The sequence below is a fragment of the Stenotrophomonas muris genome (assembly GCF_052751275.1).
The window spans coordinates 1,053,878-1,079,888 of sequence record NZ_CP199879.1; the positions used below are offsets into that span (position 1 = coordinate 1,053,878).

Consider the following 26,011-nt stretch of genomic DNA (forward strand, 5'->3'; position numbering starts at 1 on the left):
CGACCCGCCGTCTTCGTTGCAGACCGCAGTGCTTCGCTGCGGTCGGCGCCTGCCCGTGCCGGCAGGGGACCGGAGTGATGCCGGGCCAGGGCACCCACGGCAATGGACTGCTGGAGCGCCGCCTGCAGGCGTTGGCGGAAGAGCGTCGCCGGCTGGCGATGATCATCGACGGTACCGCTGCGGGTACCTGGGAATGGAACGTGCAGACCGGCGAGATGCGGGTCAATGCGCGCTGGGCCGAGATTGTCGGTTATCGCCTGGATGAGCTGGAACCGATCTGCCAGAAGACGTTCCTGAAGCTGGTCCATCCCGATGACATTGCGCTGTCCGATGCAGCGCTGGACGACCATTTCGAAGGGCGCAGCGACAACTACGCCTGCCTGCTGCGCATGCGCCACAGGAACGGCCAGTGGATCTGGATCCAGGACCGTGGCCGGGTCTTTGAATGGGACGGGCAGGGCAAGCCGCTGTGGATGGCCGGTGCCCATGCCGATGTCACCGAACTGCAGCAGGCAAGGCAGGACGCGGCCGAGACCCGGCAGCGCCTGCAGGCCGTGGTCGATGCGTCCGATGAGGTGGCGGTGATCGCCACCGATACCGATGGCACCATCACCCTGTTCAACACGGGGGCGGAGCGCCTGCTGGGCTACAGCGCGGCGGAGGTGGTCGGCCAGCGCCGGCTCGACGCCTTCCACGATCCAGCCGAACTGAAAGCGTGGTTGCAGCCGCTGGCTGATGCTGATGGCAATCTTCCCGGCGTGTTCGAGGCGCTGAGCGCGCGTGCCGACGGGCAGACCTACTCGCGGCAGTGGACGCTGCTGCGCAAGGATGGCCAGTCACGCCAGGTACGCCTGTCGATCAGCCGCATGGAGAGTGCCGATGGAACGCGCATCGGCTACGTCGGCATGGCCATCGACATTACCGAGATCCTGCAGGCACGCGCCGAAGCACGACTTTCGGCAGAGAAGTTCGCTGGCGCGTTCACCTCCGCCGCACTGGGCATGGCACTGGTGTCGCTGGAAGGACGCTGGCTGGATGTCAACGACGCGCTGTGCCGGATACTGGGCTACCCGCGAGAAGAGCTGCTGCAGGTCGATTTCCAGCGCCTGACCCATCCCGATGACCTGCAGACCGACCTGGCCCTGGTACAGGACCTGTTGGCCGGGCGACGCAGCCACTATCACCTGGAAAAGCGCTACCTCGACCGCGACGGCCGCATCATCTGGGCGCGGCTGTCGGTGTCGCTGGTGCGCAACGAGCATGGCGAACCGCTGCATTTCGTGTCGCAGATCCAGGACATCACCGCCCAGCGCAGCAGCGAGCAGCGCCTGTTCGAGAGTGAACAACGCAGCCGAATCACGCTGGATGCGGTGGCCGACCTGGTGCTCAGCGTCAGCCTTGATGGCCGCATCGACTACGCCAACGCGGCTGCGGTGCGCACCCTGGCCGGTGATGGCGCATTGTCGCTGGCCGGGCACAAGGTTCAGGACGTGCTGGCGCTGACCACCGAGTACGCGCCCGGTTCGGTACTGGATGTGACGGTGCTGCTGGACCCGGAGAGCAACGCGGTGGACCTGCACGCCGACCTGCTGCTGCGCCTGGGCACGGCAACGGTGCCGGTGGACCTGACCCGCGCCTGGCTGCGCGATGACGAAGGCCACGTGCGCGGCGCGGTGTGGGTGCTGCGCGACGACACCCAGCAGCGGGCACGCCAGCGCGAAGCCCGCCACCTGGCCGAGATCGATCCGCTCACCGAACTGAGCAACCGCCGCGGTTTCGAGGTACACCTGCAGCAGGCGATCACCCGCGTGGAGCGCACCGGCCAGGCTGCCTCGCTGATGTACATCGATCTGGACCGCTTCAAGCCGGTCAACGACACCTGGGGCCATCTGGCCGGCGATGCCGTGCTGTGGGCGGTGGCCAGCGTGCTGCGCCATGGCGTGCGCGATTCGGACGTGGTGGCACGGTTGGGCGGCGACGAATTCGCGGTCATCCTGTCCGGTTGCACGCCGCGGCGTGCGGCCCGCATCGGGGGCGAGCTGCTGCACACCCTGGCCGCGCTGTCCATTCCGTGGGACCAGGACCGGCTGCGGATCGGTGCCAGCATCGGTATCGCGCCGCTGGCCGGCGGCATGAGCGTGGACCAGGCGGTGGCTGCGGCCGATGCCCAGTGCTACCGGGCCAAGGCGATGGGGCGCAACAACGTGCAGGTGCAGGGCGAGTTGTCCCAGCTTCCGGGTGACGATCCCGACGCCGCGGAGGACTGATCTCAGCCTGTGAGAGGACGCGCGCGAATACTGCGCGCACTCCACTCACGCAGGTAACCTCCATGAATGCCTGGAACCCGGTTGCGGTACGCAAGTTCATTCCGGCCCTGATCGGCTGGTGCCTGGCGCTGGCCGCCTGTCTACGCGCCGAACAGCTGCGCGGCGACCTGCACGCACGGGCGTTGTTGCCCGTGTTGCAGCAAGGTGCGGTCGCGCTGCTGGTCCTGAGCCTGTCCTGCACGGTTGCGGCCTGCCTGTTGCTGTGGCGGCATGGCCGCAGCGATCATGTGCATCCCGCTGCAGGCACTACACCCGTACGGCATCCATCAGCAGGAACCGGCACGGCGCACACTGGAAGGCATTGATCTGTGGCACAAGGCGCTGGAAGTGTTCGCTGGCACAGTGCAGGTCGAGCGCGGCGCGGTCGGGCCACAGCTCGATGAAGATGAAGTGGCCCGGATCCTTCTGGTCGACGAACAGTTCATAGCCGAGGCAGCGCGGCTCGCGCAGCGTGCATGCGACCAGCTCCCGGTACAGGGGAAGCACGGTGTCCACCGCATCGGGATGGATGAAATCCTCGGCGATCACTTTCAGCATGTCGGCACCTGCGAATCGGGCCTTGCAGGATAGCGCCGGCGCATGGCCGGCACCTGTTCCCGTCAACGCAATACCGTGTCCGCACTGACCAGCCGCACGTCATGCATCTGATTGAGGTAGGCCTCGTAGTAGCCCTTGTGCGAGGCACCCACGATGGCCAGCATGCGTCTGCCAGGATGCTGGCTCAGCACGTCGCGGATGTTGGCGACCATGCGCAGGTTGCGGGTTTCCCAGTAACCGACGTACATCCGGCCGAACGCCTTGGAGGACGGCTCGACGAGCGTCGCGCCGAAGTCGCTCTGGTAGGCGGCCATCGCCGCCGCCGGGCTGTTGTAGTCCCGATACAGCGCCATGACACCGCCGGGCTTGTCCAGATCGGCCACGAGGCGTTCATCGGCCTCCCGCCGCGCGCGCGAGTGCGTATTGTTCCAGGCACCGGTGATGGCCGCGCTGGCCGCCGCTTCATCCTCGGCGGGCGTGGGCGAATCGGCCGTGTGGTCGTCCACGGCCCACAGGCGTTCCTGCCCGAGGCGGGCGGCGACCTCGGCGGCGATCAGGTGGGTTTCATTGCGGCGAACCAGGCCTTTTTCGAGGATCTCGACCAAGGCAGGTGTCAGTCCATCACCGCCTTTGCGCTCGGACGCAGGCAGGCGCAGCCACTGCACCTGCGCCGAGCCGCGTTCACCCGCTGCCAGGAACAATGCTGCGAGCCGACGACGCTGGGCGGGCGTCGGCTCGTCCGGCCAGGTCGCAAGCAGGTGCTCGGCCTGGGTGTTCGCCGTAGGCACGTCCAGTCCGGTCGCAGCCTGCGCAGCGGTGGTGTCGAAGCAGTAGGTGGCCACGCTCTCCGCATAGCGTGCCGGGTAGCGACGCATGAAATCGCACTGCAGGCCTGACAGGTCTTCGGTGGCGATCAGCTCGGGCTTCCAGGCGACCAGTCGCTGCAGCAACGGTTCAAGCAAGGCGGGCTGGAAGGACTTGGGCAGGCCGGACAAGTGGGTGGTGCCCAGTACCAGCACTTCGTTCGGGCGCCCGGCAGGCGGGCCCTTCAGCTGGTCGGGATGGAAGCTGGGGCGGTAGGTGGCGTCGGCAGCGAAGGCGCCGCTGCTGCACAGGCCCAGGATGAGGAAACTGGCCAGGCGTGGGAACATGCGATCTCCGTGTCAGTGAGCGTCCTGCGGTTCGCTGCATGCTGGCCAGTTTCATCTGCCACCGGATCTCCCGTTGGTCATGCAAACCTTTTCCGCTTGAACTGCATCCGCGTGCCGGGCAAGGCTATGCCCAGTGACGGCGACAACGCGCGACATATGCCCTGACGACACCCGGTGCCGAGCAGAACCTGCCCAGCCGGCGCCTGGCGAAACCGCTCGGCGGTGCCCCTGTCTCGCGTGAGCAGAATGTGAAGTGCATCGCGATTGTCTACCGCATCCCTGCAGCAGCATCTGAAGATGCGACGGACGTCGCGGAATCCGGCTAAAGCCACCGATCGCATCGCCGATATTCCCTCTGGATCCCGCTCAAGTCGCCCGCTGCAGGACCCCAGGCTGCCCCCGACGGGCGGCCCGCGCTGTGTGTTCCGCCGCTCCTTATGCCGATCGCACCCGCACCAGACGTTCTTGCCAGCCGCTCGAGGGGTGCCTGCCGGTACCTGTAGTCCCAAGCAACTGAAGTTGCCGCCGGGCATCCCGCCCGTCGGGTCGCAACCGCTTACCGGACACCGAGGATCAGACAATGCTCATTCCAGGCTTTACGGCGGGCGCGCAGGCGCCGGCCGAGCTGCATACCCGTTGGTCGCCGTGGCGCGCCCTGCTGGGCGCGCTGGCACCGCAGCACCGCAGCGGCGTCGAGGCGGCGGCCGATGGCCGTGCCGAGCTGGAGGCGCAGGTCGCGGCGCTGCACCGGGTCCAGGCGGTCATCGAGTTCGCCCTCGATGGCACCATCCTGCAGGCCAACGAGAACTTCCTGCAGGCGATGGGTTACCGGCTGGAGGAGATCCAGGGCAAGCATCATTCCCTGTTCGTCGACCCCGAGCAGGCGCGCAGCGCCGGATACCGTGACTTCTGGGCGCGGCTGGGTCGTGGCGAATATGACGCGGGCCAGTACCGGCGTTTTGGCAAGAACCAGCGCGAGATCTGGATCCAGGCCTCGTACAACCCGGTGCTGGACCGGCAGGGGCGTCCGTACAAGGTGGTCAAGTTCGCCACTGACATCACTGCGCAGAAGCTGCAGGCGGCCGACTCGGCCGGCCAGCTGGCGGCGATCGACAAGTCGCAGGCGGTGATCGAGTTCAGCATGGATGGCCGCATCCTGTCGGCGAACGACAACTTCCTGGCTGCCACCGGTTACAGCCTGGATGATGTGCGTGGCCAGCACCACTCGCTGTTCGTCGAACCTGAGTATCGCAGCAGTGCCGAGTATCGGCAGTTCTGGGAAAAGCTCGGCCGTGGCGAATATGATGCCGGCCAGTACCGGCGCCTCGGCAAGGGCGGACGCGAGGTCTGGATCCAGGCGTCCTACAACCCGATCCTGGACCTCAACGGGAAGCCGTTCAAGGTGGTCAAGTACGCCACCGACATCACCGCGCAGGTGCATGAGAACCAGGCCATGCAGCGTGCCGTGGCGCAGACCCGTGAAGTGGTGGCGGCCGCCAAGGAGGGCGACCTGACCCGGCGCGTGGCCACCGCCGACAAGAACGGGCCGATCGCCGAGCTGTGCGAAGGGGTGAATTCGCTGGTCGAGGCGATGGCCGCGATCATCGGCCAGATCAAGTTCGCCGCTGACACCATCGCCGTCGGTGCCACCGAGATCGCGCAGGGCAACAGCGATCTGTCGCAGCGCACCGAGCAGCAGGCAGCGTCGCTGGAAGAGACCGCGGTGTCGATGAAGGGCCTGGCCGAGACCGTGCAGCGCACCGCGACCAACGCACGGCAGGCCAGTCAGCTGGCTGGTGGTGCCGCCGATGTCGCCGCGCGCGGCGGTAACGTAGTGCACGAAGTGGTGGAAACCATGGCGGTGATCAACGCGTCCTCGCGGCGCATCGTCGACATCATCGGCGTGATCGACGGCATCGCCTTCCAGACCAACATCCTTGCACTGAACGCCGCGGTGGAAGCCGCGCGTGCGGGCGAACACGGGCGTGGCTTCGCCGTGGTCGCCACCGAGATCCGGGAACTGTCGCAGCGCTCGGCCAGTGCCGCCAAGGAGATCAAGCAGCTGATCGATGCGTCGGTGGCCAATGTCGGTGCCGGTACCGCGCAGGTTGAGAGCGCCGGCCGCACCATGGACGAGATCGTGGTCAACGTGCGCCGGGTCAGCGACCTGATGTCCGAGATCAGCACGGCCGCGCAGCAGCAGAGCGACGACATCCAGCAGATGAACCATGCCGTCGATCTGATCGACCAGGGCACCCAGCAGAACGCCGCGCTGGTCGAGGAAGCTTCGGCCGCGGCGCGCAGCATGGAAGAACAGTCGGCGCAGCTGCTGCAGACGGTGGCCAGCTTCCGCGTGCAGGGTGGGGCGGGGCACATGCATGGTGCGGCGGTGCTGCGCGCGGTCTAGGCGCGGCGGTCGGCGTGTTGTTCCCCGGCCTCGACGGCCGGGGCGGCGTGCACGCAGTTGCGGCCGGCATGCTTGGCCCGGTACAGGGCCTGGTCGGCACGCTCGACCAGGCTGCACGGGTCACCCTCATCATGCGCGGCCTGCCAGGCCACGCCGATGCTGATGGTCACGTGGGCCTGGGCGGCGGGCAGGGCGGCGGCTTCCACGGCGGCGCGCAGGCGCTCGCCCAGGCACAGGGCGTGGCCGATGTCGGGCGCGGGCAGGGCGGCGATGAACTCCTCGCCGCCGTAGCGGGCCAGCAGGTCATCACCGCGTTGCAGGCAGCCGTCGAGGATCGCGGCGACCGCCTGCAGGCGGCGATCACCTTCCGGATGCCCGTAGGTGTCGTTGAGTCGCTTGAAGTGGTCGATATCGATCATCAGCACCGCCAGCCCCACGCCCTGGCGACGGGCGCGGCCGTGCGCGCTGCCGAGCGCTTCATCGAAGTTGCGCCGGTTGCCGAGCCCGGTCAACGGATCGCGCCGGGCCAGCAGCGCCAGCTCGTCGCGCTCACGCTGGATCTGCACCTGGGTGAGCACGCTGCGCAGGGCATGGCCGAGCATGGCACCGATGAACCCCACGGTGGCCAGGGTCGGCTGCAGGCGTGCCACCAGCAGCGCCACCATCATCAGCAGCAACGGCAGCATCAGCGGCACGCCGGCATCGACGATGCGGCGGAGGTTGCGCGGCACAGCCACCGCCGGTGGGCGGTACGTGCTGCCGGCCAGCACTGCCAGCAGCACGAACAGCCCGCTGATCAGCAGGTCGCCCCAGCCACCATCGGGTACCTGCGGCTGCCAGTTATTGATGTAGAGCGCCATCAGGAAGTAGCCGAGCGCGTAGATCGTCAACGTGCGGAAGAAGTCGCGGCGGTCGGCATTGTCCTCGGCCAGGAAGCGGATCAGCGCGAAGCAGAACACCAGGCTGTTCTGCACGTTGCTCAGGGTGTGCAGGCATTGCGTCCACAATGCGGTGTTGAGGTGTGCCATCGCCCGCGTATGCACGAAGTACAGCAACCACAGCAGCGCGATGACCGCCAGGTCCACCGCACGGATACAGCGGTTGCCGCCGCCTGGGCTGGCGGCAACGTAGGTCAGCGGAATCCGGTAGAACACATACAGGATCAGCGACGAGGCGGTCATCTGCGCAGGGCTGAGACCGGCCACATTGCGATACAGCAGGGCCAGCAGGGCCAGCGAGAACAGGCCGACGGCAGCGCCCAGCGTTCGCCACTTGCAGGCCGCCTGGCTGTCGCGCGCGCGTCGCGCGCAGGCCAGAGCGGCCAGAAGGGGGGCGGTGATCAGCATCAGGTAGGAGCCAACCGGGTCCTGCGGGCCGATCAAGGCAATGACGAGCGCGTGCGTGACCATGAAAAACAGTGCCGCACGCAACGTCATGCATTCCCCCGCCCCCAGATCCGGCTGGGATCACGATAGGCAGAAGTAGGTGAGGCTGGCAAGAAAAGTGTGCGCTAGTGCTATTCGCAACCTTGTCGGCTGTCACATTTTCGTTTCAGCGGGGTGACACGACGGCGTTGACGTGGGCGTACGTCCAGACGTCGCGGGGCTGCCCCCGCACGTGGCGATGGGCGCGCAGTATGTCGGCAAGCGTGGGAGGGGCATGCTGGGGCATCCTCGCCAGTGCCGGCGCTCCGGCCCGGGAAATGCAAAAGGCCAGGTCATGGACCTGGCCTTTGATGCAGTGGTGCCGGTGAAAGGACTCGAACCTTCATGGGGTCACCCCCGGCTGATTTTGAGTCAGCTGCGTATACCATTCCGCCACACCGGCAGGCAGCATGCGAGTGTAACCGAGGTCGGCAGGAGATGCCTAGTAGGAGAGCCTATCAGGGCGGTTCCTGTCGGCATTGGCCCCTTGGTAGCTATACTCCCGACGTGCAATTGCCTCCAGGAGCGGTAGCTGATGACAGTGTTGCAGGACCTGAGGGTGCTGGTGGTCGAGAACGACGAGATGAGTGCGGCCCTGCTGCAGATGCAGCTGGTGCATGCCAGTGCGACTGTGGTCGGGCTTGCCGCGAGTGTGTCCGAGGCCCTGCGGCTGCTGGAGCAGAGCACTCCTGACGTGGCCCTGCTGGATTACCGGCTGGCCCGCAACGAGACCAGTGAGCCAGTGGCTGCAGCGCTTTCGGCGCGTGGCATTCCGTTCGTGCTGGCCACCGGGATGCTGGCCGAGCAGCTGCCTGCGCCGATGCTGGCCGGCCTGTTGCTGGTCAAGCCGTACCTGTCGGCCGATCTGTCGCGGGCGCTGGCGCGTGCGGTGGGACGCTCCAGCGCCAAGGCCTGAGCCGCTCGCCACGCACCGGCAGGGGGAAGCTGCGGGGGCTGAATCCTCACGTCTGCGATGCGCGGCGGCAACCCCTGATCCAGGAGCCCTGCCCACGCGCGGTTTTTCATTCGCGTCCGGCGCTCAGCCCGCTTCCTCGTACACGTAACGGATTTCCTCGCGGTCATCGAGGATGCGGTACTGGCGCGCCAGATCATCCGGTTCGGGGTTGAGCCAGGCGTCCAGGTGTTCCCTGCGGATCGGTACCACGCCGCGGTCATGCCCGGCAGCGGCGACGTCGCTGGGCGGTGTGTCGGTGATCGTGGCAAACGAAAGCAGGCGGCCTTCCGGTCCTTCCCATTCCGCCCAGAGGCAGGCCAGCAGCAGGTCGCGGGGTGGATCGGGGCGGAATTCGAGCACCACGTCCTGCTCCTTTTCGTCGGCACCGAGGCTGCGGCCGGCGATGGCGTGGCGGGGCACGTGCTCGTAGAACGCCTGCACCACCACCACGCCGTGGCGCAGTCCGAACGCACCCCGCCAGTAACCTTCCAGGCTGTCGCGCCGCGCGTTGTAGGTGCCGGGGTACAGCACGTCGTTGCGCGCCGGCTTGTCCGGCAACCGGCACTGGTAGCGCATCGGCTTGATCACGCGCCGGCCGTTCTCGCTGACCATCACCGGCGCGTAGGTGCCGGGGAAAATGCGGTTGTCGCGCGGCAGCAGCTGCACCCGATGCAGGTCGTCCAGCCGGGCCTGCGCGCGCTCGATGCGGTTGCCAGCCACGCGCAGGTCATTGCGCGCTTTCTGCGTGGGCCGGGTGGCCAGCGTGGCATGGGCAATATCGCGTCGTTCGCGCTGCCGGACCAGTTCAGCCTCCAGTGCCTGCTGCTCCTGCGCATGCCATTGCTGGATCTTCGCCACGATGTCCCGGCCCTGTTCGGTACGCGCACCGGCGAACCCGTCATCCATCGCCTTCGGCGTCTTCGGCCGCTTCTTGCCTGGATCGTGTGCGTACAGTTCGGCGAACTCCTCCAGCGACAGGATGGCGCCGAACTCGCGTACCAGCTTGGCGTAGTCAGCGCGGATCAGGGCGGAATAGCACATGGGACTCTGGGGGCCTGGGTCGCAGCGGCTGCGACGTGGATGCGGCAGGATAGCCCGACCCATCTGGAGATGCCGCATGACTGATTCCATCACCTGCCAGTTCCGCGAAGCCGTGCCCACGGTCGAGGACTACTGCCGGTTGCGCGTGCTTGCAGGCCTCAGTGCCAAGGCCCGGGAAGCGGCCGCCCGCGCGCTGCCCAATACGCTGTTCGGCGTGTGTGCCTACCAGGGCACTGAGCTGGTGGCGATGGGCCGTATCGTCGGCGATGGCGGCTGCCACCTGCAGGTCTGTGATATCGCGGTGCTGCCGCGGTTGCAGGGGCAGGGCCTGGGCAAGGAAGTGATGCGGCGCCTGGATGGCTGGATGCAGGCCAACCTGCCGCCATCGGCGTACGTCAGCCTGCTGGCCGATGGCGAGGCGCATCGGTTGTACGCACAGTTTGGTTTCGCGCCCACGGCACCGGCATCGATCGGGATGTATCGGCGGTTCTGAGCCGTAATCGGGGTGAAGCCATCCACACCATGCGTGGATAGGGCCTTCCCAGGAATCACAGGCAAAGAAAAACCCCGATCGGAGTCGGGGTTTTCAAGAATTGGCGTCCCCACGGGGATTCGAACCCCGGTCGCCACCGTGAAAGGGTGATGTCCTAGGCCTCTAGACGATGGGGACGCACGAAAACTTCAAGTTGTAGAACCTTCGACGGCCTAATGTCGAAGTGGTGGAGCCAAGCGGGATCGAACCGCTGACCTCCTGCATGCCATGCAGGCGCTCTCCCAGCTGAGCTATGGCCCCATGAAACTCCGGATGATCTGCCGGGAGCAGAGTCCGTTTTGAAACTGGCGTCCCCACGGGGATTCGAACCCCGGTCGCCACCGTGAAAGGGTGATGTCCTAGGCCTCTAGACGATGGGGACGCACGAAAAACTTCAAGTTGTAGAACCTTCGACGGCCTAATGTCGAAAGTGGTGGAGCCAAGCGGGATCGAACCGCTGACCTCCTGCATGCCATGCAGGCGCTCTCCCAGCTGAGCTATGGCCCCGTGTTACCGAGCCGCCTATCATACCTGCGTGTTCACGTTTGTGGAAGTTTTTTTTGAACTTTTTTCGTTCCGGTTCGACCGTCGCCACGAGGGCAGGGGAACCGCAACGCCACAACCTGAATGCCGGTAGGCGGTGAACAAAAAAGACCCGGTTATCGGCCGGGTCCTCGTTGTTCGTGATGAGTGGCGTCCCCACGGGGATTCGAACCCCGGTCGCCACCGTGAAAGGGTGATGTCCTAGGCCTCTAGACGATGGGGACGCAATTCTCATCAATGTTCTTTAGCGACCTTTCGACGGCCTAATGCCGAAAGATTGGTGGAGCCAAGCGGGATCGAACCGCTGACCTCCTGCATGCCATGCAGGCGCTCTCCCAGCTGAGCTATGGCCCCACGTCGCTGAGGAGCGAAATAATAGCCTTGCCCCCGGGGGTTGGCAAGCATTTGTTGCACTTTTCTTCACGCGCGTTGCTATGCCGCGTCGTCGGTCAGCGCCGCCAGGATCGGGCACTGATCCAGCGTGCCGTGGCCGGGGCAGGCGTCGACCAGCTGAGAAAGCGCGGTGTGCATGCGCTGCAGTTCGGCCATGCGTTGTGCAATGTCCTGCAGCCGGGCCTGCGCCGTGTCGCGCACACTGCCCATGTCCTGTGAGTGGCGGTCACTGAGCGCCAGCAGTTCGGCGATTTCTTCCAGGCTGAAGCCCAGCGTCTTGGCGCGGCGGATGAAGCGCAGCCGGCGCAGGTCCTGCTCACCGAAGATGCGGTAGCCCCCGGCCGAGCGTGCCGCCGTGGGCAGCAACTGCTGGCGTTCGTAGTAGCGCACCGTATCGATCGGCACGCCGGCCCGGCGTGCCAGTTGACCAATGTTCATGGCGGATTCCTGCGGATGCTGCCGCTCATTGTGAAGCCTTGAGTCTGGTCCAGGGTCAAGGTCTCGTCGCTGACGGCGCATTCAGCGCACTTTGCAACTTTCTTCATAGCCCCACCGTCGTGGCAGTTCCTACCCTGCGCCTGAACCGGCCGCTGGACGGCCTGCAACGAACCGAGGAGATGGTCTGTGGAAGGATTCAGGAACGAAGGATTCGTCGAGGTCGCGGTGGTCGAATACCCAGGAGGCGACCCGTCGGCCGCCTCCGTGCTGACCGAGATGGCACATGTCGCCAACCGGCTTGCCCAGCAGCAGCGCCGTCCATTCAAGCGTGTCCTGGTGACCCGCTGGATCGTGCCGGCCAGCCAGACCGGCGTGCATCGCATTGCCGGCGCGGAGATGCTCGAGGCGGACATCCCCGCCGTGATCGCCGTGCCTGGCCAGATCAGCCAGGGCGTCTGCCTGCGCGCCGATGAGGTGCTGCTGGATTGGCTGCGCGCGCATTACGACGGTGGCAGTCTGCTGGCTGCCGCCAGCGACGGTGTCAGCATGCTGGCACGCGCCGGTCTGCTGGCTGGGCGCACCGTCAGTGGTCCGGACCTCGGGCGCCATCCGGGCCTGCAGGGGCAGTCGGCCAGCTGGGTACCCAGCGAGCGCGCGCTGGTCGATGACGGCGACCTGCTGACGGTGGCCGGTTCCCAGGCCTGGCGCTTCCTCGCCCTGCGCCTGCTGTACCGGCTGCACGGCCAGGGCGTGGCGAGTTCCGTGGCGCAGCAGCTGGGGATCACGGTTCCGGCGGCGATCCAGCAGGATCTCGAGCGTTTCAGTGCCAACTTCGCCCACGGCGATCGCGACGTACTGAAGGCGCAACGCTGGCTGCATACCACCGCTGCGCGCGGCGCCACGCTCGGTGCGATCTGTGAGATTTCCGGGCTGGAGCCGCGCACCCTGCAGCGGCGCTTCCTGAAGGCCACCGGCCTGCGCCCGATCGAGTATTGCCAGCGGTTGCGTATCGCCAAGGCGCAGACGCTGTTGCAGCAGGGGGCGGGCATCGATGAAGTGGCCTGGGGCGTGGGCTATGCCGACCAGAGCGCATTCCGTCGTCTGTTCCTGCGCATTGTTGGAATGACGCCGGCCAACTATCGCCGGCTGGTCCACAACAAGCGGCGCGAGCGGCCGCTGTTGTCATCGGTGGCAGGCAGCCTGCGCGGGCTGCAACCGGCGCCCGGCATGCAGATGCCGCGCAGCGTGGCCTGATGCCTGCAGTAGGCGTCGCGCTTGCAACCTGGGCGCGACGCTTCGACCATGCAGGTAACGGATGATGGGGCAGGTGGGCTGATGTCGAGTGTGGGACCGGTGCCGATGCCGGTGGTGTTGATCCTGATGTGCGTGCTGCTGGCCATGGCGGTAGCACGCCTGTGGCCGCGTCGGAAAGACGGGATGGCAGTGCCTTCCGCGGCCAGCCTGGTTCTGGACATGTTGCTGATCGGCCTGCTGTGCGGACGCATCAGCTTCGTCGCCTTGAACTTCGCGCTTTACCGTGAGGCCCCGTGGAGCATCCTGCAGATCGCCGACGGTGGGTATCACCTTGCAGTCGTGCTGGCTGCGGGCCTGGCGTGGGGCACCTGGCGGCTGCGGCTCTGGCGCGCGTTGCGTGCGCCGGTGCTGGCGGGCGCACTGGTGGGCGTGGTGTCGTGGGTGGTGGGCAGCCACCTGCTGTCAGCCTGGCAGGAGCAGCGGATGCCGCTGCCGGCGGTGCAGGTGGCCGATCTGCAGGGGCGCGTGATCGACCTGCAGCAGTTCCGGGGCAAGCCACTGGTGCTGAATCTCTGGGCCAGCTGGTGTGGGCCCTGCCGGCGCGAGATGCCGGTGCTGGCATCCGCACAGCAGACCCACACCGACGTGCAGTTCGTGTTCCTCAACCAGGGGGAAACCCTGGACGAAGTGAAGGGTTTCATTGCATCCGAACAGCTCCGGCTGGGCAATGTACTGCTGGACGATACCGCCTCCGCGTCAACCGTGCTGGGTGTGCAGGCCTATCCGTCGACGCTGTTCTTCGACGCCGAAGGTCGCCTGCGTGAACTGCACCTTGGCGAACTGACCGCGGCGGGCCTTGAACACAAACTGCGCCGGCTGCGGTAGCCTGCGCGGGCATCTCATTACGGAGTTCCCATGTTGTCGACTTCCCTGCGCATCGCTCCGGCGGTGCTGTTGCTGCCGGTCATGCTGGCATTGGCCGCCTGCAGCCAGGCCCAGACCCCGCCGGGCAAGACGGCGGCAGCGCCGGCCGCCGGCGCTCCGGCCACCGCGGCCAAGGGCGACCGTCCCGCAGTGCTGAAAGGCATCGAGAAGCACGGCTTCGAAGTCGTTGCCGAGTTCGATGCGCCGGGTGGCCTGCGTGGCTTCGCCGGCGTGGTGGGGGGGCAGCAGCCCGCCGCCGCGTACGTGACCGCCGACGGCAAGCATGTGCTGGTGGGCAGCCTGTTCGATGCCGAAGGCAACGATGTGGCCGCCGAGGCGGTGGAGAAGCTGGTCGCTGCACCGATGTCGGCCAAGATGTGGACCAAGCTGGAAGCCAGCGCCTGGGTGCGTGACGGCAAGGCCGATGCACCGCGTGTGGTCTATACCTTCAGCGATGCCAACTGCCCGTACTGCCACAAGTTCTGGGAAGCGGCGCGTCCGTGGGTTGACGCCGGCAAGGTGCAGTTGCGCCACATCATGGTCGGCGTGATCCGCGAGGACAGCCCGGCCAAGGCCGCCGCCATCCTCGCGGCGCGTGATCCGAGCGCGGCGCTGCTGGAGAATGAGCACCAGTTCGACCGTGGCGGCATCAAGGCGCTACCAAGCATCAGTCGCGAGATCGCAGGCAAGCTTGATGCCAACCAGGTCCTGATGATCGAGATGGGCTTCCAGGGCACGCCGGGCATCCTGTTCCAGGATGCACAAGGGCAGGTGCAGCGTCGCGCGGGCCTGCCGCAGGGCGCCGACCTGCAGACGGTGCTGGGTCCGCGCTGATCGCCGCCAACGTCGTGATGTAACCGACAGGCCCGCATGGCAGCATGCGGGCCTGTTGCATTTCGGCGCTCCTGCGGCGGGCGGAGAGGGCAGCAGGGCTGCGCAGCAGCTGTTCGTCGTCACATCTGAATCGTGACTGACATCAAGCATCGCGCCTTGATTCCAATCAAGGTCAAAAACGACAGGCGGATTAGCCTGTTGACGCATGGAATACAGCGTCAACGCGCCATGGATGCCGCGCCAGACATGCCTTGAACCAGGGCGGTCGGCACAGCCATTCACGACACTCTCACTCCCCGATTGTTACCCAGACCGCTGCGGTCGCCACCTCTCTGGCAGCGCGGCCTTGATGGACTCGACACCGGTGCGGGCAGGGCAGTGTCATCGTCCTGTTGCCTGCCGGATGCAGGCTGGCCGGTGTCGTCAACGCAGTATCCGCATTTCCAGCAACGGCAACGCGAGGCCAGGGCACTGTGCGCCTGTATCCGGCCAGCGCGCTGCGAATGTTTGTCCAGGGAGGATGCAATGCGCTTGGCGGTACTGAGTCTGGCCTGTTCGACCGCACTGGCGATCGCGCCAGCGTATGCGCAGCAGCATGGCCAGGAAGATGCGCAGGCGTTGCGGCAGGAAATCGCTGCCATGCGCCAGGCATTGGAAGGCATGCAGCAGCGCCTGGATCGGCTTGAGCAGCGCGAGGGCTCAGCGCCTGCCGCCGTGGCGCAGGCCCCGACCCCGGCAGCAACGGCGGGCGGCAGCGCCAGCATGCTGCACCCGACCCAGGTGCCGGGCGTGGCGCAACCGGTGCTGCCGCAGCGCGAATCGGTGGCCGATCCCTCAACGGCGGCGTCGCGTCCCGACAGCGCAGCCGGTCCGACCGACCCCGATCTGAAAGGCTTCTTCACCATTCCCGGCACCGATACGGTGATCCGCATTGGCGGCTACGCCAAGCTCGATGCGATTGCCGATTCGCGTGCGGCCGGTGACGAAGATCAGTTCATTCCGTCGTCGATGCCGGTGGGTGGCAGCCATCGCGATGTCTCCAATTTCAACATCCATGCCAAGCAGACCCGCTTCAGCTTCGAGGCGCGGCGCCCGACCACGCACGGCAACCTGCGTTTCTACCTGGAGAACGATTTCTTCGGCAGCAGTGAGGGGTATGAGTTCCGCCTGCGACACGCCTATGGACAGCTTGGCAACACCTATGCCGGCTATGGCTACTCCAGCTTCATGGACCCGGACAGCCTGCCCGATACGCTTGACTTCGCCGGGCCGGGCGGCGCCGGATACCTGCTGGTGGCGGGCATCCACCACAGTTTTGCGATAGGCAAGGGCAACACCCTGACCGTCGCTGCTGAAGACCCGAAGACTGAACTCGCCGGCGCCAGCGATGCTCGCACGGCAGTCAACCGCCTGCCCGATGTGACCGTGACCGCGCGCCTGGAGCGCGACTGGGGCCACCTGCAGCTGGGCGCGGTGGCACGCAGCCTGGCCTACGACGGCGATGGCGAGCGCGACCGGCGCATGGCCGGTGGCCTGCAGCTGAGCGGCTCGGCGTCAGTGGGCGAGCGCGACCTGCTGCTGTTCGGCGTACTCGGCGGGCGCGGCCTCAGTCGCTACACCGCCGACCTGACCGGCTCCGGACTGGACGCAGTGGTCGGTGCCGATGGCCGCCTCGCCGCGTTGGACCTGCACGGCGGTTTCGTCGGCTACACCCATTACTGGTCCGCGCTGTGGCGCTCCAACCTGATCTTTGGCCAGCTGACCCTGGAGCGCAACGCCGCACTCGCCGCTGATGCATTCCGGCAGAGCCGCTACGGCGTGTTCAACCTGATCTGGAGCCCGGCGCCGTCCTGGACGATGGGCATGGAGCTGCTGTACGGCCGGCTGGAACAGCAGGGCGGCGCACGCGGCGACACGGTCCGGGTGCAGGGCAGCCTGCAATACAACTTCATCAAATAGACGCCAGCGGTCGTACGCCAGCGTAACCGTCCCCACGCCCGGTGCTGCCGGGCTCATGCCAGTACCGGAGATCGTCATGGCAGAAGCAAAGAAAATCGGGGTGGTCGGAGCCACCTTCCTCGTCGCCGGCAACATGATGGGCTCAGGCGTGTTCCTGTTGCCGTCCAGCCTGGCCAAGATCGGTACCGCCTCGATCTGGGGCTGGCTGATCACCACCGCCGGTGCGCTGCTGCTGGCCTTCGTGTTCGCCAAGCTGGGCAAGCTCGCACCCAAGGCGGGCGGTCCCTATGCCTACGCGCGCGACTGGTTCGGGCCGTACATGGGCTTCCAGACCAACACCATCTACTGGTTCGCCAACTGGATCGGCAACGTCGCCATTCCGATCGCGGCGGTGGGCTATTTCAGCTATTTCTTCCCGATCCTGTCCGAGCCGCTGGTGCGTTGCATCGCGGTGCTGGTGCTGGTGTGGGCACTGAGCTTTGCCAACGTGATCGGTCCGGCCTTCGTCAGCCGCGTGCAGACGGTCACCACCAGCTTTGCGTTGGTGCCGATCCTGGGCATCGCCATTTTCGGCTGGTTCTTCTTCGATGCCGACATCTTCAAGGGCGCCTACAACGTGTCTGGCGAGTCGAACTTCGGTGCGATCTCGAGCGCTGCGGCACTGACCCTGTGGGCCTTCATCGGCGTCGAGTCTGCATCGGTGACTGCCGGTGTGGTCGAAAATCCGGAGAAGAACGTCGCCCGCGCGACGCTGGCCGGCGTGTTCCTGGCTGCCATCGCCTACATCGCCAGTTCGTCGGTGATCATGGGCATGGTGCCGAACGCGGAACTGCAGGTGTCCGACGCACCGTTCGCGCTGGCGGCGGCCAAGGCGGTCGGTGGCTGGGGCGGCGCGCTGGTCAGCCTGTGCGCCTTCATCGGTGCCGCCGGCTCGCTGGGTGGCTGGATCCTGCTGACCGCGCAGAGTGCCAAGGCAGCGTCGGATGACGGCCTGTTCCCGAGCATCTTCAGCAAGACCAACAAGGACGACGTGCCGGTCAAGGGCGTGCTGATCGTGGCGGTGCTGATGACCCTGGCGGTGCTGGTGACCTCCACCTCGGAAACCGCGTCGGCCCAGTTCGACGTGATCACGTCGGCGGCCGTGGTGCTGACCCTGCTGCCCTACATCTACTCGTGCGTGGCGTGCTACTTCGTGGTCGAGCGTTCGCACACCCTGGTCCACACCGGTGCGTTCTGGACGCTGACCAGCCTGACCGTCGTGTACTGCCTGTGGGCGATCTACGGCTCGTCGGGGACCATCGTGCAGTACGCCTTCCTGTTCGTGCTGTTCATCACCGTGTTCTATCCCTTCTTCAGCGAGGAGCGCCGCCAGCAGCGGCAGCGCGCCCGCGAGGCCTCGGCGATCAGCGCCGGCGCCCGGCATTCCTGAGTTCGACAAGGAGAATCAACGTGTACTTCAAGTCCCTGGACTACCCGGTCATTGTCATCGACAACGACTACGAGTCGCCGCGCATCGGTGGCATCCTGATCCGTGCGCTGGTGGAAGAGCTGCGCAGCAACGACCAGCGCGTGCTGTGCGGGCTGAACCTGGATGACGCCCGGGCCGGTGCCCGCACCTACGTGGCGGCCTCGGCGGTGCTGATCTCGATCGATGGCAGCGAAGAGGTGGATGGCGAGTTCCAGCGCCTGACCGCCTTCCTGCGCGAGCAGAGCGCACGCCGTGCCAATCTGCCGGTGTTCCTGTACGGCGAGCGCCGCACCATCGAGAAGGTGCCGAGCAAGCTGCTCAAGTACATCCACGGTTTCATCTTCCTGTTCGAAGACACCAAGAGCTTCATCTCGCGGCAGGTGATGCGCGCGGCCGAAGACTACATGAAGAACCTGCTGCCGCCGTTCTTCAAGGCGCTGATCCATCATGCGGCCGAGTCGAACTATTCCTGGCATACGCCGGGCCATGCCGGCGGCGTGGCATTCACCAAGTCGCCGGTCGGCCGCGCATTCCATCAGTTCTATGGCGAGAACACCCTGCGCAGCGATCTGTCGATCTCGGTGCCGGAGCTGGGCTCGCTGCTCGATCACACCGGCCCGATCAAGGATGCCGAGAACGAGGCGGCACGCAACTTCGGTGCCGACCACACCTTCTTCGTCACCAATGGCACCTCCACCGCCAACAAGATCGTCTGGCATGGCACGGTGGCCCGCGGCGACGTGGTGTTCGTTGACCGCAACTGCCACAAGTCGCTGCTGCACGCGCTGATCATGACGGGTGCGGTGCCGGTGTACTTCACGCCCAGCCGCAATGCGCACGGGATCATCGGGCCGATCAGCCTGGACCAGTTCACGCCGGAGTCGCTGCAGCAGCGCATCGCGGCCAACCCGCTGGCCAGCCAGGCGTACAAGGCCGGTTCCAAGCCGCGCATCGCGGTGGTCACCAACTCGACCTATGACGGCCTGTGCTACAACGCCGAGAAGATCGCCGACGAGATCGGCAGCGCGGTCGATTTCCTGCACTTCGACGAAGCGTGGTACGCCTACGCCGCGTTCCATCCGTTCTACGAGAACCACTACGGCATGGCCAAGGGCAAGCCGCGTGAGCAGGATGCGATCATTTTCACCACGCATTCCACCCACAAGCTGCTGGCTGCGTTCTCGCAGGCGTCGATGATCCACGTCCGCAACTCGGCGCAACGCAACCTTGATGCCGAGCGCTTCAATGAGTCGTTCATGATGCACACCTCGACCAGCCCGCACTACGGGGTGATTGCCGCCTGTGACGTGGCCTCGAAGATGATGGAAGGCGATGCCGGGCGCTCGCTGGTGCAGGAAATGCATGACGAGGCAATTGCCTTCCGCCGCGCGATGCTGCACGTCCGCGATGATCTCGGTCGCGACGACTGGTGGTTCAGCGTGTGGCAGCCAACCCAGGTCGAGCGCAGCCTGGACAAGGGCGATACGCCGGCACCGCTGGTGGCCAAGCGCGAGGAGTGGTACCTGCGGCCGGACGCGCACTGGCACGGCTTCGAGAACCTGGTTGACGACTATGTGTTGATCGATCCGATCAAGGTGACCCTGCTGACCCCGGGCCTGGCAATGGACGGCAGCATGGGCAGGCTGGGCATCCCGGCGGCGGTGCTGAGCAAGTTCCTGTGGGGCCGCGGCATCACCGTGGAAAAGACCAACCTGTACTCGGTGCTGTTCCTGTTCTCGATGGGCATCACCAAGGGCAAGTGGAGCACCCTGGTCACCGAGCTGATGGCGTTCAAGGAACTGTACGACCGCAATGCGCCGCTGAGCCAGGCACTGCCGACGCTGGCCGCCGATTATCCGAATGCCTACGCTGGCTGGGGCCTGCGTGACCTGTGCGACGCGCTGCATGCGTTCAACCAGGAATTTGCCGTGGCCAAGGTGATGCGCGAGATGTACGTGGACCTGCCGACGCCGGTGATGACCCCGGCCGATGCCTACAACCACCTGGTCAAGGGCGAGATCGAGCGGGTCGACATCGAGCAGATCAGTGGCCGCATCGCGGCGACCATGCTGGTGCCGTACCCGCCGGGCATCCCGACCATCATGCCGGGCGAGCGCTTCGGCGACAGCGACGAGCCGATCATCCAGTCGCTGCGCATCGCCCGCGAGCAGAACGCCCGTTTCCCGGGCTTCGAATCGGACGTGCACGGGCTCATCATCGAGCAGGAGGGTGATGCGGTCTCGTACAAGGTGGAGGTGCTGAAGGCCTGACCCGTAACGGTCGGCTCATCGGCGAACGATGGATACCGCGCGCGAGCAACGCATCCTGACGTTCTCGATCGGGGTCACCCTTGCGGTGAGCGCGGTCGGCTTCGGCGGTGGCCTGCTGGTGGGATCGCAGGCCATCCTGTTCGACGGCGTGTACAGCCTGGTCGACGTCGCCCTGACCCTGGTGTCGTTGTCGGTGCTGCGGCTGGTGGCGCGGGAACAAAGCCCGCGCTTCCAGTATGGCTACTGGCACCTGGAGCCGATGGTCGAAGCGCTGGGTGGTGTGATCCTGTCGCTGGCCTGCGTGTATGCGCTGGCCAACGCGGTGATCGGCCTGACCACGGGCGGGCACGAAGTGAAATTCGGGCCCGCGCTGTGGTGGGCGGCGCTGCTGAGTGCCAGCAACCTGGCGATGGCGGCGTTCGTTGCGCAGCGGGCGCGGCATCTGCGCTCGGCGCTGTTATGGCTGGATGTGCGGGGCTGGCTGCTGGGCGGGTTGATGAGCCTGGCAGTGGTGCTGGCCTTCGTGTTGGCGCTGGTCCTGCACGGTGGTGAGTGGCACCATTGGGTGCCGTACCTGGATTCGATCGTGCTGGCATTGATCAGCCTGGCGATGCTGCCGGTGCCGGCGCGCAGCGCGTGGAAGGCCATGCGCGAAGTGCTGCAGGTGGCGCCGGATGATCTGGACCGGCGCGTGCAGCAGGTGATGCAGGCGTTCGTGGCCGAGCGTGGCTATGCCGGTTTCACCAGCCATGTGGCGAAGATGGGGCGGATGCGCTTCATCGAGATCCATGTATTGGCTGACCCGATCACGCCGCTGGGGTCGGTAGGCGAAGTCGATGCGATGCGCGATGAGATCGCGGTGCGGCTGGATGCGCGGGGCAGTACTTTCTGGTTGACCATCGATTTCACCGCAGACCCGGCGTGGACGTGAGCCGGGAACGGTAGAGCCGAGCCCATGCTCGGCTGCCATTCGCGCTGAGCAGCCGAGCGTGGGCTCGGCTCTACACGTGGGCACGATCGTTGCGCATGGCGGACCGGACTGTTGCAGCGGCTCGGTTTGACCTCAACTCTGGTTGAGGTCGCAGACTGCCTCGCATTCCCCATGAGGCATGCGGCATGAACCTGCTGACCACCCCGGACCTCAGTCACGGCCTGCTGGAACTGTTCAATCCTGCGGGGCTTTACGACCCCTCGGCCAACGGCTACTCGCACGTGGCGGTGGTGCGCCTTCCCGCCCGGGTGATCCATATCGCCGGGCAGGGCGGTGAGGATGCCGATGGTCATCTCTCTCCCGGCTTCGGGGAACAGGTCGAGCAGGCACTGGACAACCTGCAGATCGCATTGCGTTCGGCGCAGGCCAGCCTGGCCGATGTCGCGCGGTTGCGCATCCTGGCGGTCGACCACGACGAGGACCGGCTGGGCATCATCGCCCGGCAGGTACGGCGGCGTTGGCCGAACGGCGCAGCGCCGACCTGCACCCTGATTCCTGTGCCACGGCTGGCGCTGGACGGCATGCTGTTCGAGATCGAGGCGGAGGCCTACGCCGCCTAGCGCAGGTAGTACTCCACCGGCACCACCAGTTCCTGCGGTGCCTTCATTTCCATGGGAATGGGCGGCAGCGGCTGCGCGCGGCGGAACGTCTGCAGTGCGGCGTCGTCGAGCATCGGTTGGCCGCTGGACTGCTCCAGCCGCAGGGCCTGCAGGCGTCCCTCGCGATCGATGCTGGCCCTGACCCAGGCCGTCCCCTGCTGACGGCGCGAGCGCGCGGCGGCGGGGTAGTAGCGATAACGCTCCAGCCGCGCCATCAGGCGGGCTTCCCACTGGTCGCTGGCGGCGCCGGCCTGGAAGTCCGCCGGTGGTGCGTCGGGAGCGGGCGGCGCGGCCGTGATCGATGCCGGTGCGGGACTTGCATCGGTCACGGCCGCAGGCGGGGCGACCGGCAGGGCTTGCCGGCCAGGGCCACCGAGCTCGCTGGCGGCCACCTCGCCCTCGCGCGCGGCGATGGGCTTTGGCGGAGGGGGCGACTTCGCCGGTTGCGACGCGCGCGCCTGCTGCGCCTGGCTGGGGGTGTCGGCCTGGCGCTCTTCGACCGGCTGGGGAGGCGTAGCCGGTGCCAGCAGGCGCAGGCTGATGCGCACATCCTGCTCAGGCGGCGGCAGCAACGGTGGCGCGGCCATCCAGTGCACCAACAGCAGCAAGGGCAACAGGTGCAGGCCGATGCTGATGGCAATCGCCTGCCAGTGTTGGCCGCGTTCACTCATCGCCCGGCACCCACAGCAGATCGGCATCGGCCGCATCGACGCCTTCGTCGGGTGACGCAAGCGCGATCACCAGTGCCGGTACCTCCGGTGGCAGGTAGCCCGGCACGCCGGTGCCGCGCAGTACATGCCAGCGGCCGGCCACCAGCAGCGCGGGTGCAGGGGCTGCGGTCAGTGCCTGTGCCATGCGGGTGTCGCGGGCCTGTTGCACGGCCAGCATCCCTTCCAGCATCGGTGCGGCGTCTGCGTGCTGGGCCAGCACCACGGCCGACAGGCGTTGCCGGGCGGTGGGCATCGGAAACCGCACCGACGTGTTGGAGGCAAGCAACGCATTGACCTCGGCACGCGACAGGTTGCCGCCGAACAGGGGGATGCCGGCGGCGGTGGCGTCCTGTACCAGCCCGCCATAGGTGGCCCACGGCCAGCGCGTATCCCAGCCCAGCAGCGCCTGCAGGCGCGCACCATCGGCATGGTTGCCCTTGGCCAGCCAGCGCTGCACCCGCTGCAGGCGCGGTTGGCGTTCACTGGCGATCATCTCCATCACCAGCGCGCCTTGTGGACGCTGCCGTTGCAGCGCGTGCAGCAGCCAGCGCTGGGCGGCGTGGTCACCGGCCAGGTCGTGGCGTTCGCCCAGCAGCAGCCGCGGGGCGTTCGCTGCACGCTTCACGAACGCGGCTTCGTCCAGGCGCTGCCCGCTGGCCAGGTCGATCACCGTGCCGGGCATAGGCTGCGCGCTGGCGATTGCGGCCAGTGCGAGCAGGCACAGCGGCAGCCAGCGACGGCTAGAACGCCACATTGACGCCCATCGAGACGGTGCGGCCACGGCCGTTGCCGCGGTCCAGGATCGGGCTGAAGATGCTGTCGATCGAGGCATTGTTGTCATAGGCCTTGTTCTGCAGGTTTTCGATGTTCAGCCACAGCGTGGTGTTGGGCTGGGGCTTGAAGCTGGCGTAGAAGTCGAGCAGTACACCGGTACCGCCGGTCCTGCGGGTCTGGAAGAAGTCGTAGCCTTCTTCGGTGGGCCCGGAGTATTCGGCGCGCAGGCCGGCCTGCACGCGCTGCTGCCACCAGCGGCCGCCGACATCCAACGTCCAGAAGCGGTCGGGCAGGGCGGTGATGTCTTCCAGGTTGACGAATTCGATGGCAGGCGCACTGGTGCGCGAGCGGGTCCAGCTCAGCGTGGCGTGGTAGTGCGCGCTGGCGTAGTGCGCTTCCAGCTCGATACCGCGCATGCGCACCACGCCGGGGTGGTTCATCCAGCGCGTGGTGGTGCTGAAGTCGTCCACGTCCAGGGCATCGGTCCAGGCAGTGAGCTGCTGATCGCTGTCGATCGGTACCACGAAAGGCCCCACCTCCGGCGGGTGCACGATCAGCAGGTACTGCGGCTTGATGTAGTCGCGTATGCGGTTGTCGAAGCGGGTGACGCGCAGCTGCGCGAGGTCACCGTCGGTCAGCAGCGAGGAGGCGCTGAGGTTGGCGCCGAACTGCAGGTTGCGCGAGCGCTCACGGCGCAGGAACGGGTTGGCACCCACGCCGTCGGCATCGCTCATGCCTTCCAGAGGGATCTTCTCGAAGAACATCTCCTGCACGCGCGGCGGGCGGGAAGTACGCGAGGCTTCGGCGAACAGTTGCAGCCAGTCGGTGGCCTGCCACGATACCGCCAGGCTGGGGCTGAGTGCGCGCTGGGTACGGCGCACGTCGATGCCGCCGCCGTTGATCTCGGCGCACTGGCCAGGCACATCCGAGCACACCGGGACGTGGCCGCGGATGCCATAGCGATCCTGGCGCAGGCCTGCAGTCAGCGCGTAGATGTCGTACTGCAGTTCCAGCGTGCTGAACACGCCGTCCAGCTGGCTGCGGCCCTGGGGGTTGGCGCCGCGCAGGATGGGGGTGTCGGCCACGTAGACGTCCGACTGGTGCTTGATGCCGGTGTTCCAGCGTGCCTGCAGTGCACCGATATCGAAGCGGCTGGTGTTGTCGAGCGTCCAGCTGCTCAGGCTGCTGTGGGTGCGGCGGCCGATGTAGCTGGAATCCTCCACGGGTGGATAGAACAGCCGGGTCTTGTTGCCGGCGAAGGTCGCGCGCAGGTCGATCCACGGCGTGTAGGGCGTGTAGTGGTAGCTGGCGCGCTGGTTGCGTGCGGAAATCTGCCACGGGTAGTTGTGGTAGAAGTCGTTTTCGTAGCGCATGTGGCTCAGGTCCAGCCGATGCTGGTCACTGGGCTGCAGGCGTGCTTTCAACAGCCAGCTGCTGGGCTGCTGGCTGCCGGGGTCGGCATTGTTCTTCTGCCCGCGTGCCGTGGCGTACTCGCCGCTGCGACTGCTGCTGGCAGCGGCCAGCAGGCCGAACTGGCGGTCACCGCCGTCCTCGCTGTGGCGCCATGCGCCGGCGAAGGTGCGGCCGCTGCCATAGCCGTTGTTGCCATGGCGATAGCCCGCACGCAGGCCCCAGTCACGGCCTTCGCCGAGCAGGTCGTCGATGTCCAGCGTGCGGAAATTGGCACTGCCGGCCAGCGTGCCGACACCATCACCACCGGCGACCGCACCGCGTTGCACGTCCACACCGGCCAGCAGGAAAGGGTCGACGTAGGCGAACGGACCGCCGGAGCCATGGCCCGCGTTGTTGCGGAAGGTCTGGGTGACACCATCGATCATGGTGTTGACCCGCCCGGCGCCGGTCATGCCGCGGATGTTGACCTGCAGGCCGGGCTGGCTGCGCGAGTGGAAACTGTGGGTGCCGGGCATCGAACGCAGCAGGCTGTTGCCGTCCTGGCGTTCGGCCATCGCCACGCGCTCGCTGCCGACGGCGGGCGCAAAGCCATCGCGGGCCGCCGGGACATACTGGCTGGCACCTGCACCGGGGGAATGGCCGTGTGCGATATCGCCCTGTACGCGCAGCGGGCCGGTTCGACGGCTGCCATCGGAGGGGGCGGCCGGCGCCGGTTCCAGGGTGGCGCGGCGCGCGTCGATGAAACGGGGGCGCAGGCCGCTACCGGCCAGCAGGCGCGACAGGGCCTGCGCGTCGTCGAACCGTCCGCGTAGTGCCGGCGCCGTCTGGCCGCCTGGCAATGCCGCGCCGATCACCAGATCGACACCGGTCAGCCGGCTGTAGGCATCCAGCGCGCTGGCCAGCGGTTGCGCAGGAAGATCGAAGTGACGGGAGGCGGCCTGCGCGTGTGCGCTGGCAGGTAACAACGGAAGCGGACTGGCGCAGGCCAGTGACAGGGCGAGGACAAGGGGACGGTGAAACAGCATCGGGAGCTCCAGGGGCTGACGCAGCGCGTCGTCATCCTGGGT

Annotated in this window: 21 protein-coding genes and 7 tRNA genes; 13 read left to right on the forward strand and 15 right to left on the reverse strand. The window is 66.7% G+C overall.

Annotation, left to right across the window (positions count from 1 at the left end; all coding sequences use genetic code 11):
* Positions 1–77: 77 nt before the first annotated feature.
* Together ACUVWL_RS04680 and ACUVWL_RS04685 are read left to right on the forward strand one after the other, a co-directional pair.
* Positions 78–2,267 (forward strand): PAS domain S-box protein, encoded by a 2,190-nt coding sequence (locus ACUVWL_RS04680; RefSeq protein WP_014647539.1) that lies wholly within the window; start codon positions 78–80, stop codon positions 2,265–2,267.
* A 62-nt stretch (positions 2,268–2,329) separates the two neighbouring features.
* The gene (locus ACUVWL_RS04685; RefSeq protein ID WP_080052993.1) at positions 2,330–2,632 is read left to right on the forward strand and encodes a hypothetical protein; all 303 of its coding nucleotides are present in this window, start codon (positions 2,330–2,332) and stop codon (positions 2,630–2,632) included.
* On the opposite strand, the gene ACUVWL_RS04690 is transcribed toward ACUVWL_RS04685, so the two are convergent.
* Together ACUVWL_RS04690 and ACUVWL_RS04695 are read right to left on the reverse strand one after the other, a co-directional pair.
* Positions 2,574–2,864 (reverse strand): putative quinol monooxygenase, encoded by a 291-nt coding sequence (locus tag ACUVWL_RS04690; protein ID WP_046431272.1) that lies wholly within the window; start codon positions 2,862–2,864, stop codon positions 2,574–2,576. The two genes, ACUVWL_RS04685 and ACUVWL_RS04690, sit on opposite strands and share 59 nt — an antisense overlap.
* Before the next feature lie 62 nt (positions 2,865–2,926).
* Positions 2,927–4,015: a DUF5694 domain-containing protein gene (locus ACUVWL_RS04695; protein ID WP_197557358.1), complete on the reverse strand. Its 1,089-nt coding sequence runs from the start codon at positions 4,013–4,015 to the stop codon at positions 2,927–2,929.
* A gap of 580 nt (positions 4,016–4,595) precedes the next feature.
* Between ACUVWL_RS04695 and ACUVWL_RS04700 the strand changes: the two genes are divergently transcribed.
* Complete coding sequence (locus tag ACUVWL_RS04700; protein ID WP_046431266.1) at positions 4,596–6,422, forward strand: methyl-accepting chemotaxis protein; 1,827 nt, start codon at positions 4,596–4,598, stop codon at positions 6,420–6,422.
* Here the strand turns inward: ACUVWL_RS04700 and ACUVWL_RS04705 are convergent.
* Together ACUVWL_RS04705 and ACUVWL_RS04710 are read right to left on the reverse strand one after the other, a co-directional pair.
* Complete coding sequence (locus tag ACUVWL_RS04705; protein WP_445978866.1) at positions 6,419–7,858, reverse strand: GGDEF domain-containing protein; 1,440 nt, start codon at positions 7,856–7,858, stop codon at positions 6,419–6,421. The genes ACUVWL_RS04700 and ACUVWL_RS04705 overlap by 4 nt on opposite strands.
* Before the next feature lie 305 nt (positions 7,859–8,163).
* Positions 8,164–8,249 (reverse strand) — tRNA-Leu (locus ACUVWL_RS04710).
* A 132-nt stretch (positions 8,250–8,381) separates the two neighbouring features.
* Between ACUVWL_RS04710 and ACUVWL_RS04715 the strand changes: the two genes are divergently transcribed.
* Positions 8,382–8,762 (forward strand): response regulator, encoded by a 381-nt coding sequence (locus ACUVWL_RS04715; protein ID WP_445978867.1) that lies wholly within the window; start codon positions 8,382–8,384, stop codon positions 8,760–8,762.
* Between the two features lie 123 nt (positions 8,763–8,885).
* On the opposite strand, the gene ACUVWL_RS04720 is transcribed toward ACUVWL_RS04715, so the two are convergent.
* A complete protein-coding gene (locus ACUVWL_RS04720) occupies positions 8,886–9,842 on the reverse strand; it encodes an SOS response-associated peptidase family protein (protein ID WP_049404942.1) in 957 nt (318 codons plus the stop codon).
* A gap of 76 nt (positions 9,843–9,918) precedes the next feature.
* Between ACUVWL_RS04720 and ACUVWL_RS04725 the strand changes: the two genes are divergently transcribed.
* Positions 9,919–10,335, forward strand: a complete 417-nt coding sequence (locus ACUVWL_RS04725) for a GNAT family N-acetyltransferase (RefSeq protein ID WP_014647532.1) — start codon at positions 9,919–9,921, stop codon at positions 10,333–10,335.
* Between the two features lie 101 nt (positions 10,336–10,436).
* Here ACUVWL_RS04725 and ACUVWL_RS04730 read toward each other — a convergent pair.
* The 7 genes from ACUVWL_RS04730 to ACUVWL_RS04760 all read right to left on the reverse strand — a co-directional run bounded on the left by ACUVWL_RS04730 (position 10,437) and on the right by ACUVWL_RS04760 (position 11,748).
* Positions 10,437–10,512, reverse strand: a tRNA-Glu gene (locus ACUVWL_RS04730).
* A gap of 47 nt (positions 10,513–10,559) precedes the next feature.
* Positions 10,560–10,635: transfer RNA gene (locus ACUVWL_RS04735), tRNA-Ala, on the reverse strand.
* A gap of 45 nt (positions 10,636–10,680) precedes the next feature.
* Positions 10,681–10,756: transfer RNA gene (locus ACUVWL_RS04740), tRNA-Glu, on the reverse strand.
* Positions 10,757–10,805: 49 nt separating this feature from the next.
* Positions 10,806–10,881: transfer RNA gene (locus tag ACUVWL_RS04745), tRNA-Ala, on the reverse strand.
* Positions 10,882–11,065: 184 nt separating this feature from the next.
* Positions 11,066–11,141 (reverse strand) — tRNA-Glu (locus ACUVWL_RS04750).
* A 54-nt stretch (positions 11,142–11,195) separates the two neighbouring features.
* Positions 11,196–11,271 (reverse strand) — tRNA-Ala (locus ACUVWL_RS04755).
* A gap of 78 nt (positions 11,272–11,349) precedes the next feature.
* Positions 11,350–11,748 (reverse strand): heavy metal-responsive transcriptional regulator, encoded by a 399-nt coding sequence (locus ACUVWL_RS04760; protein ID WP_014647531.1) that lies wholly within the window; start codon positions 11,746–11,748, stop codon positions 11,350–11,352.
* Positions 11,749–11,934: 186 nt separating this feature from the next.
* On the opposite strand from ACUVWL_RS04760, the gene ACUVWL_RS04765 reads away from it, so the two are divergent.
* The 8 genes from ACUVWL_RS04765 to ACUVWL_RS04800 all read left to right on the forward strand — a co-directional run bounded on the left by ACUVWL_RS04765 (position 11,935) and on the right by ACUVWL_RS04800 (position 22,008).
* Positions 11,935–13,002 carry a GlxA family transcriptional regulator gene (locus tag ACUVWL_RS04765; protein WP_180834939.1) on the forward strand — a complete coding sequence of 356 codons (1,068 nt, stop codon included), beginning with the start codon at positions 11,935–11,937 and terminating at the stop codon, positions 13,000–13,002.
* A gap of 81 nt (positions 13,003–13,083) precedes the next feature.
* Positions 13,084–13,887: a redoxin family protein gene (locus tag ACUVWL_RS04770; protein WP_032957295.1), complete on the forward strand. Its 804-nt coding sequence runs from the start codon at positions 13,084–13,086 to the stop codon at positions 13,885–13,887.
* Between the two features lie 30 nt (positions 13,888–13,917).
* Positions 13,918–14,760: a thiol:disulfide interchange protein DsbG gene (gene dsbG, locus ACUVWL_RS04775; protein ID WP_032957294.1), complete on the forward strand. Its 843-nt coding sequence runs from the start codon at positions 13,918–13,920 to the stop codon at positions 14,758–14,760.
* Between the two features lie 525 nt (positions 14,761–15,285).
* Positions 15,286–16,719 carry a DcaP family trimeric outer membrane transporter gene (locus ACUVWL_RS04780; protein WP_014647527.1) on the forward strand — a complete coding sequence of 478 codons (1,434 nt, stop codon included), beginning with the start codon at positions 15,286–15,288 and terminating at the stop codon, positions 16,717–16,719.
* Between the two features lie 76 nt (positions 16,720–16,795).
* The gene (gene adiC, locus ACUVWL_RS04785) at positions 16,796–18,148 is read left to right on the forward strand and encodes an arginine/agmatine antiporter (protein ID WP_021204506.1); all 1,353 of its coding nucleotides are present in this window, start codon (positions 16,796–16,798) and stop codon (positions 18,146–18,148) included.
* A gap of 20 nt (positions 18,149–18,168) precedes the next feature.
* Positions 18,169–20,457, forward strand: coding sequence for an Orn/Lys/Arg family decarboxylase (locus tag ACUVWL_RS04790; RefSeq protein ID WP_049440967.1), 2,289 nt, complete (start codon positions 18,169–18,171; stop codon positions 20,455–20,457).
* Positions 20,458–20,485: 28 nt separating this feature from the next.
* Entirely contained in the window at positions 20,486–21,388 is a 903-nt protein-coding gene (locus ACUVWL_RS04795) for a cation diffusion facilitator family transporter (protein ID WP_032957286.1), read from the forward strand.
* A 185-nt stretch (positions 21,389–21,573) separates the two neighbouring features.
* Positions 21,574–22,008, forward strand: coding sequence for a RidA family protein (locus tag ACUVWL_RS04800; RefSeq protein WP_126412523.1), 435 nt, complete (start codon positions 21,574–21,576; stop codon positions 22,006–22,008).
* Here ACUVWL_RS04800 and ACUVWL_RS04805 read toward each other — a convergent pair.
* Genes ACUVWL_RS04805 through ACUVWL_RS04815 form a run of 3 tightly spaced genes read right to left on the reverse strand, consistent with a single transcriptional unit; the run spans position 22,005 to position 25,969 of the window.
* Positions 22,005–22,718: an energy transducer TonB gene (locus ACUVWL_RS04805; protein ID WP_126412521.1), complete on the reverse strand. Its 714-nt coding sequence runs from the start codon at positions 22,716–22,718 to the stop codon at positions 22,005–22,007. The genes ACUVWL_RS04800 and ACUVWL_RS04805 overlap by 4 nt on opposite strands.
* Complete coding sequence (locus ACUVWL_RS04810; protein WP_014647521.1) at positions 22,711–23,511, reverse strand: ChaN family lipoprotein; 801 nt, start codon at positions 23,509–23,511, stop codon at positions 22,711–22,713. Before ACUVWL_RS04810 ends, ACUVWL_RS04805 begins: the two co-directional genes overlap by 8 nt.
* The gene (locus ACUVWL_RS04815; RefSeq protein ID WP_445978868.1) at positions 23,498–25,969 is read right to left on the reverse strand and encodes a TonB-dependent receptor domain-containing protein; all 2,472 of its coding nucleotides are present in this window, start codon (positions 25,967–25,969) and stop codon (positions 23,498–23,500) included. The genes ACUVWL_RS04810 and ACUVWL_RS04815 overlap by 14 nt, the downstream gene beginning before the upstream one ends.
* Positions 25,970–26,011 lie beyond the last annotated feature (42 nt).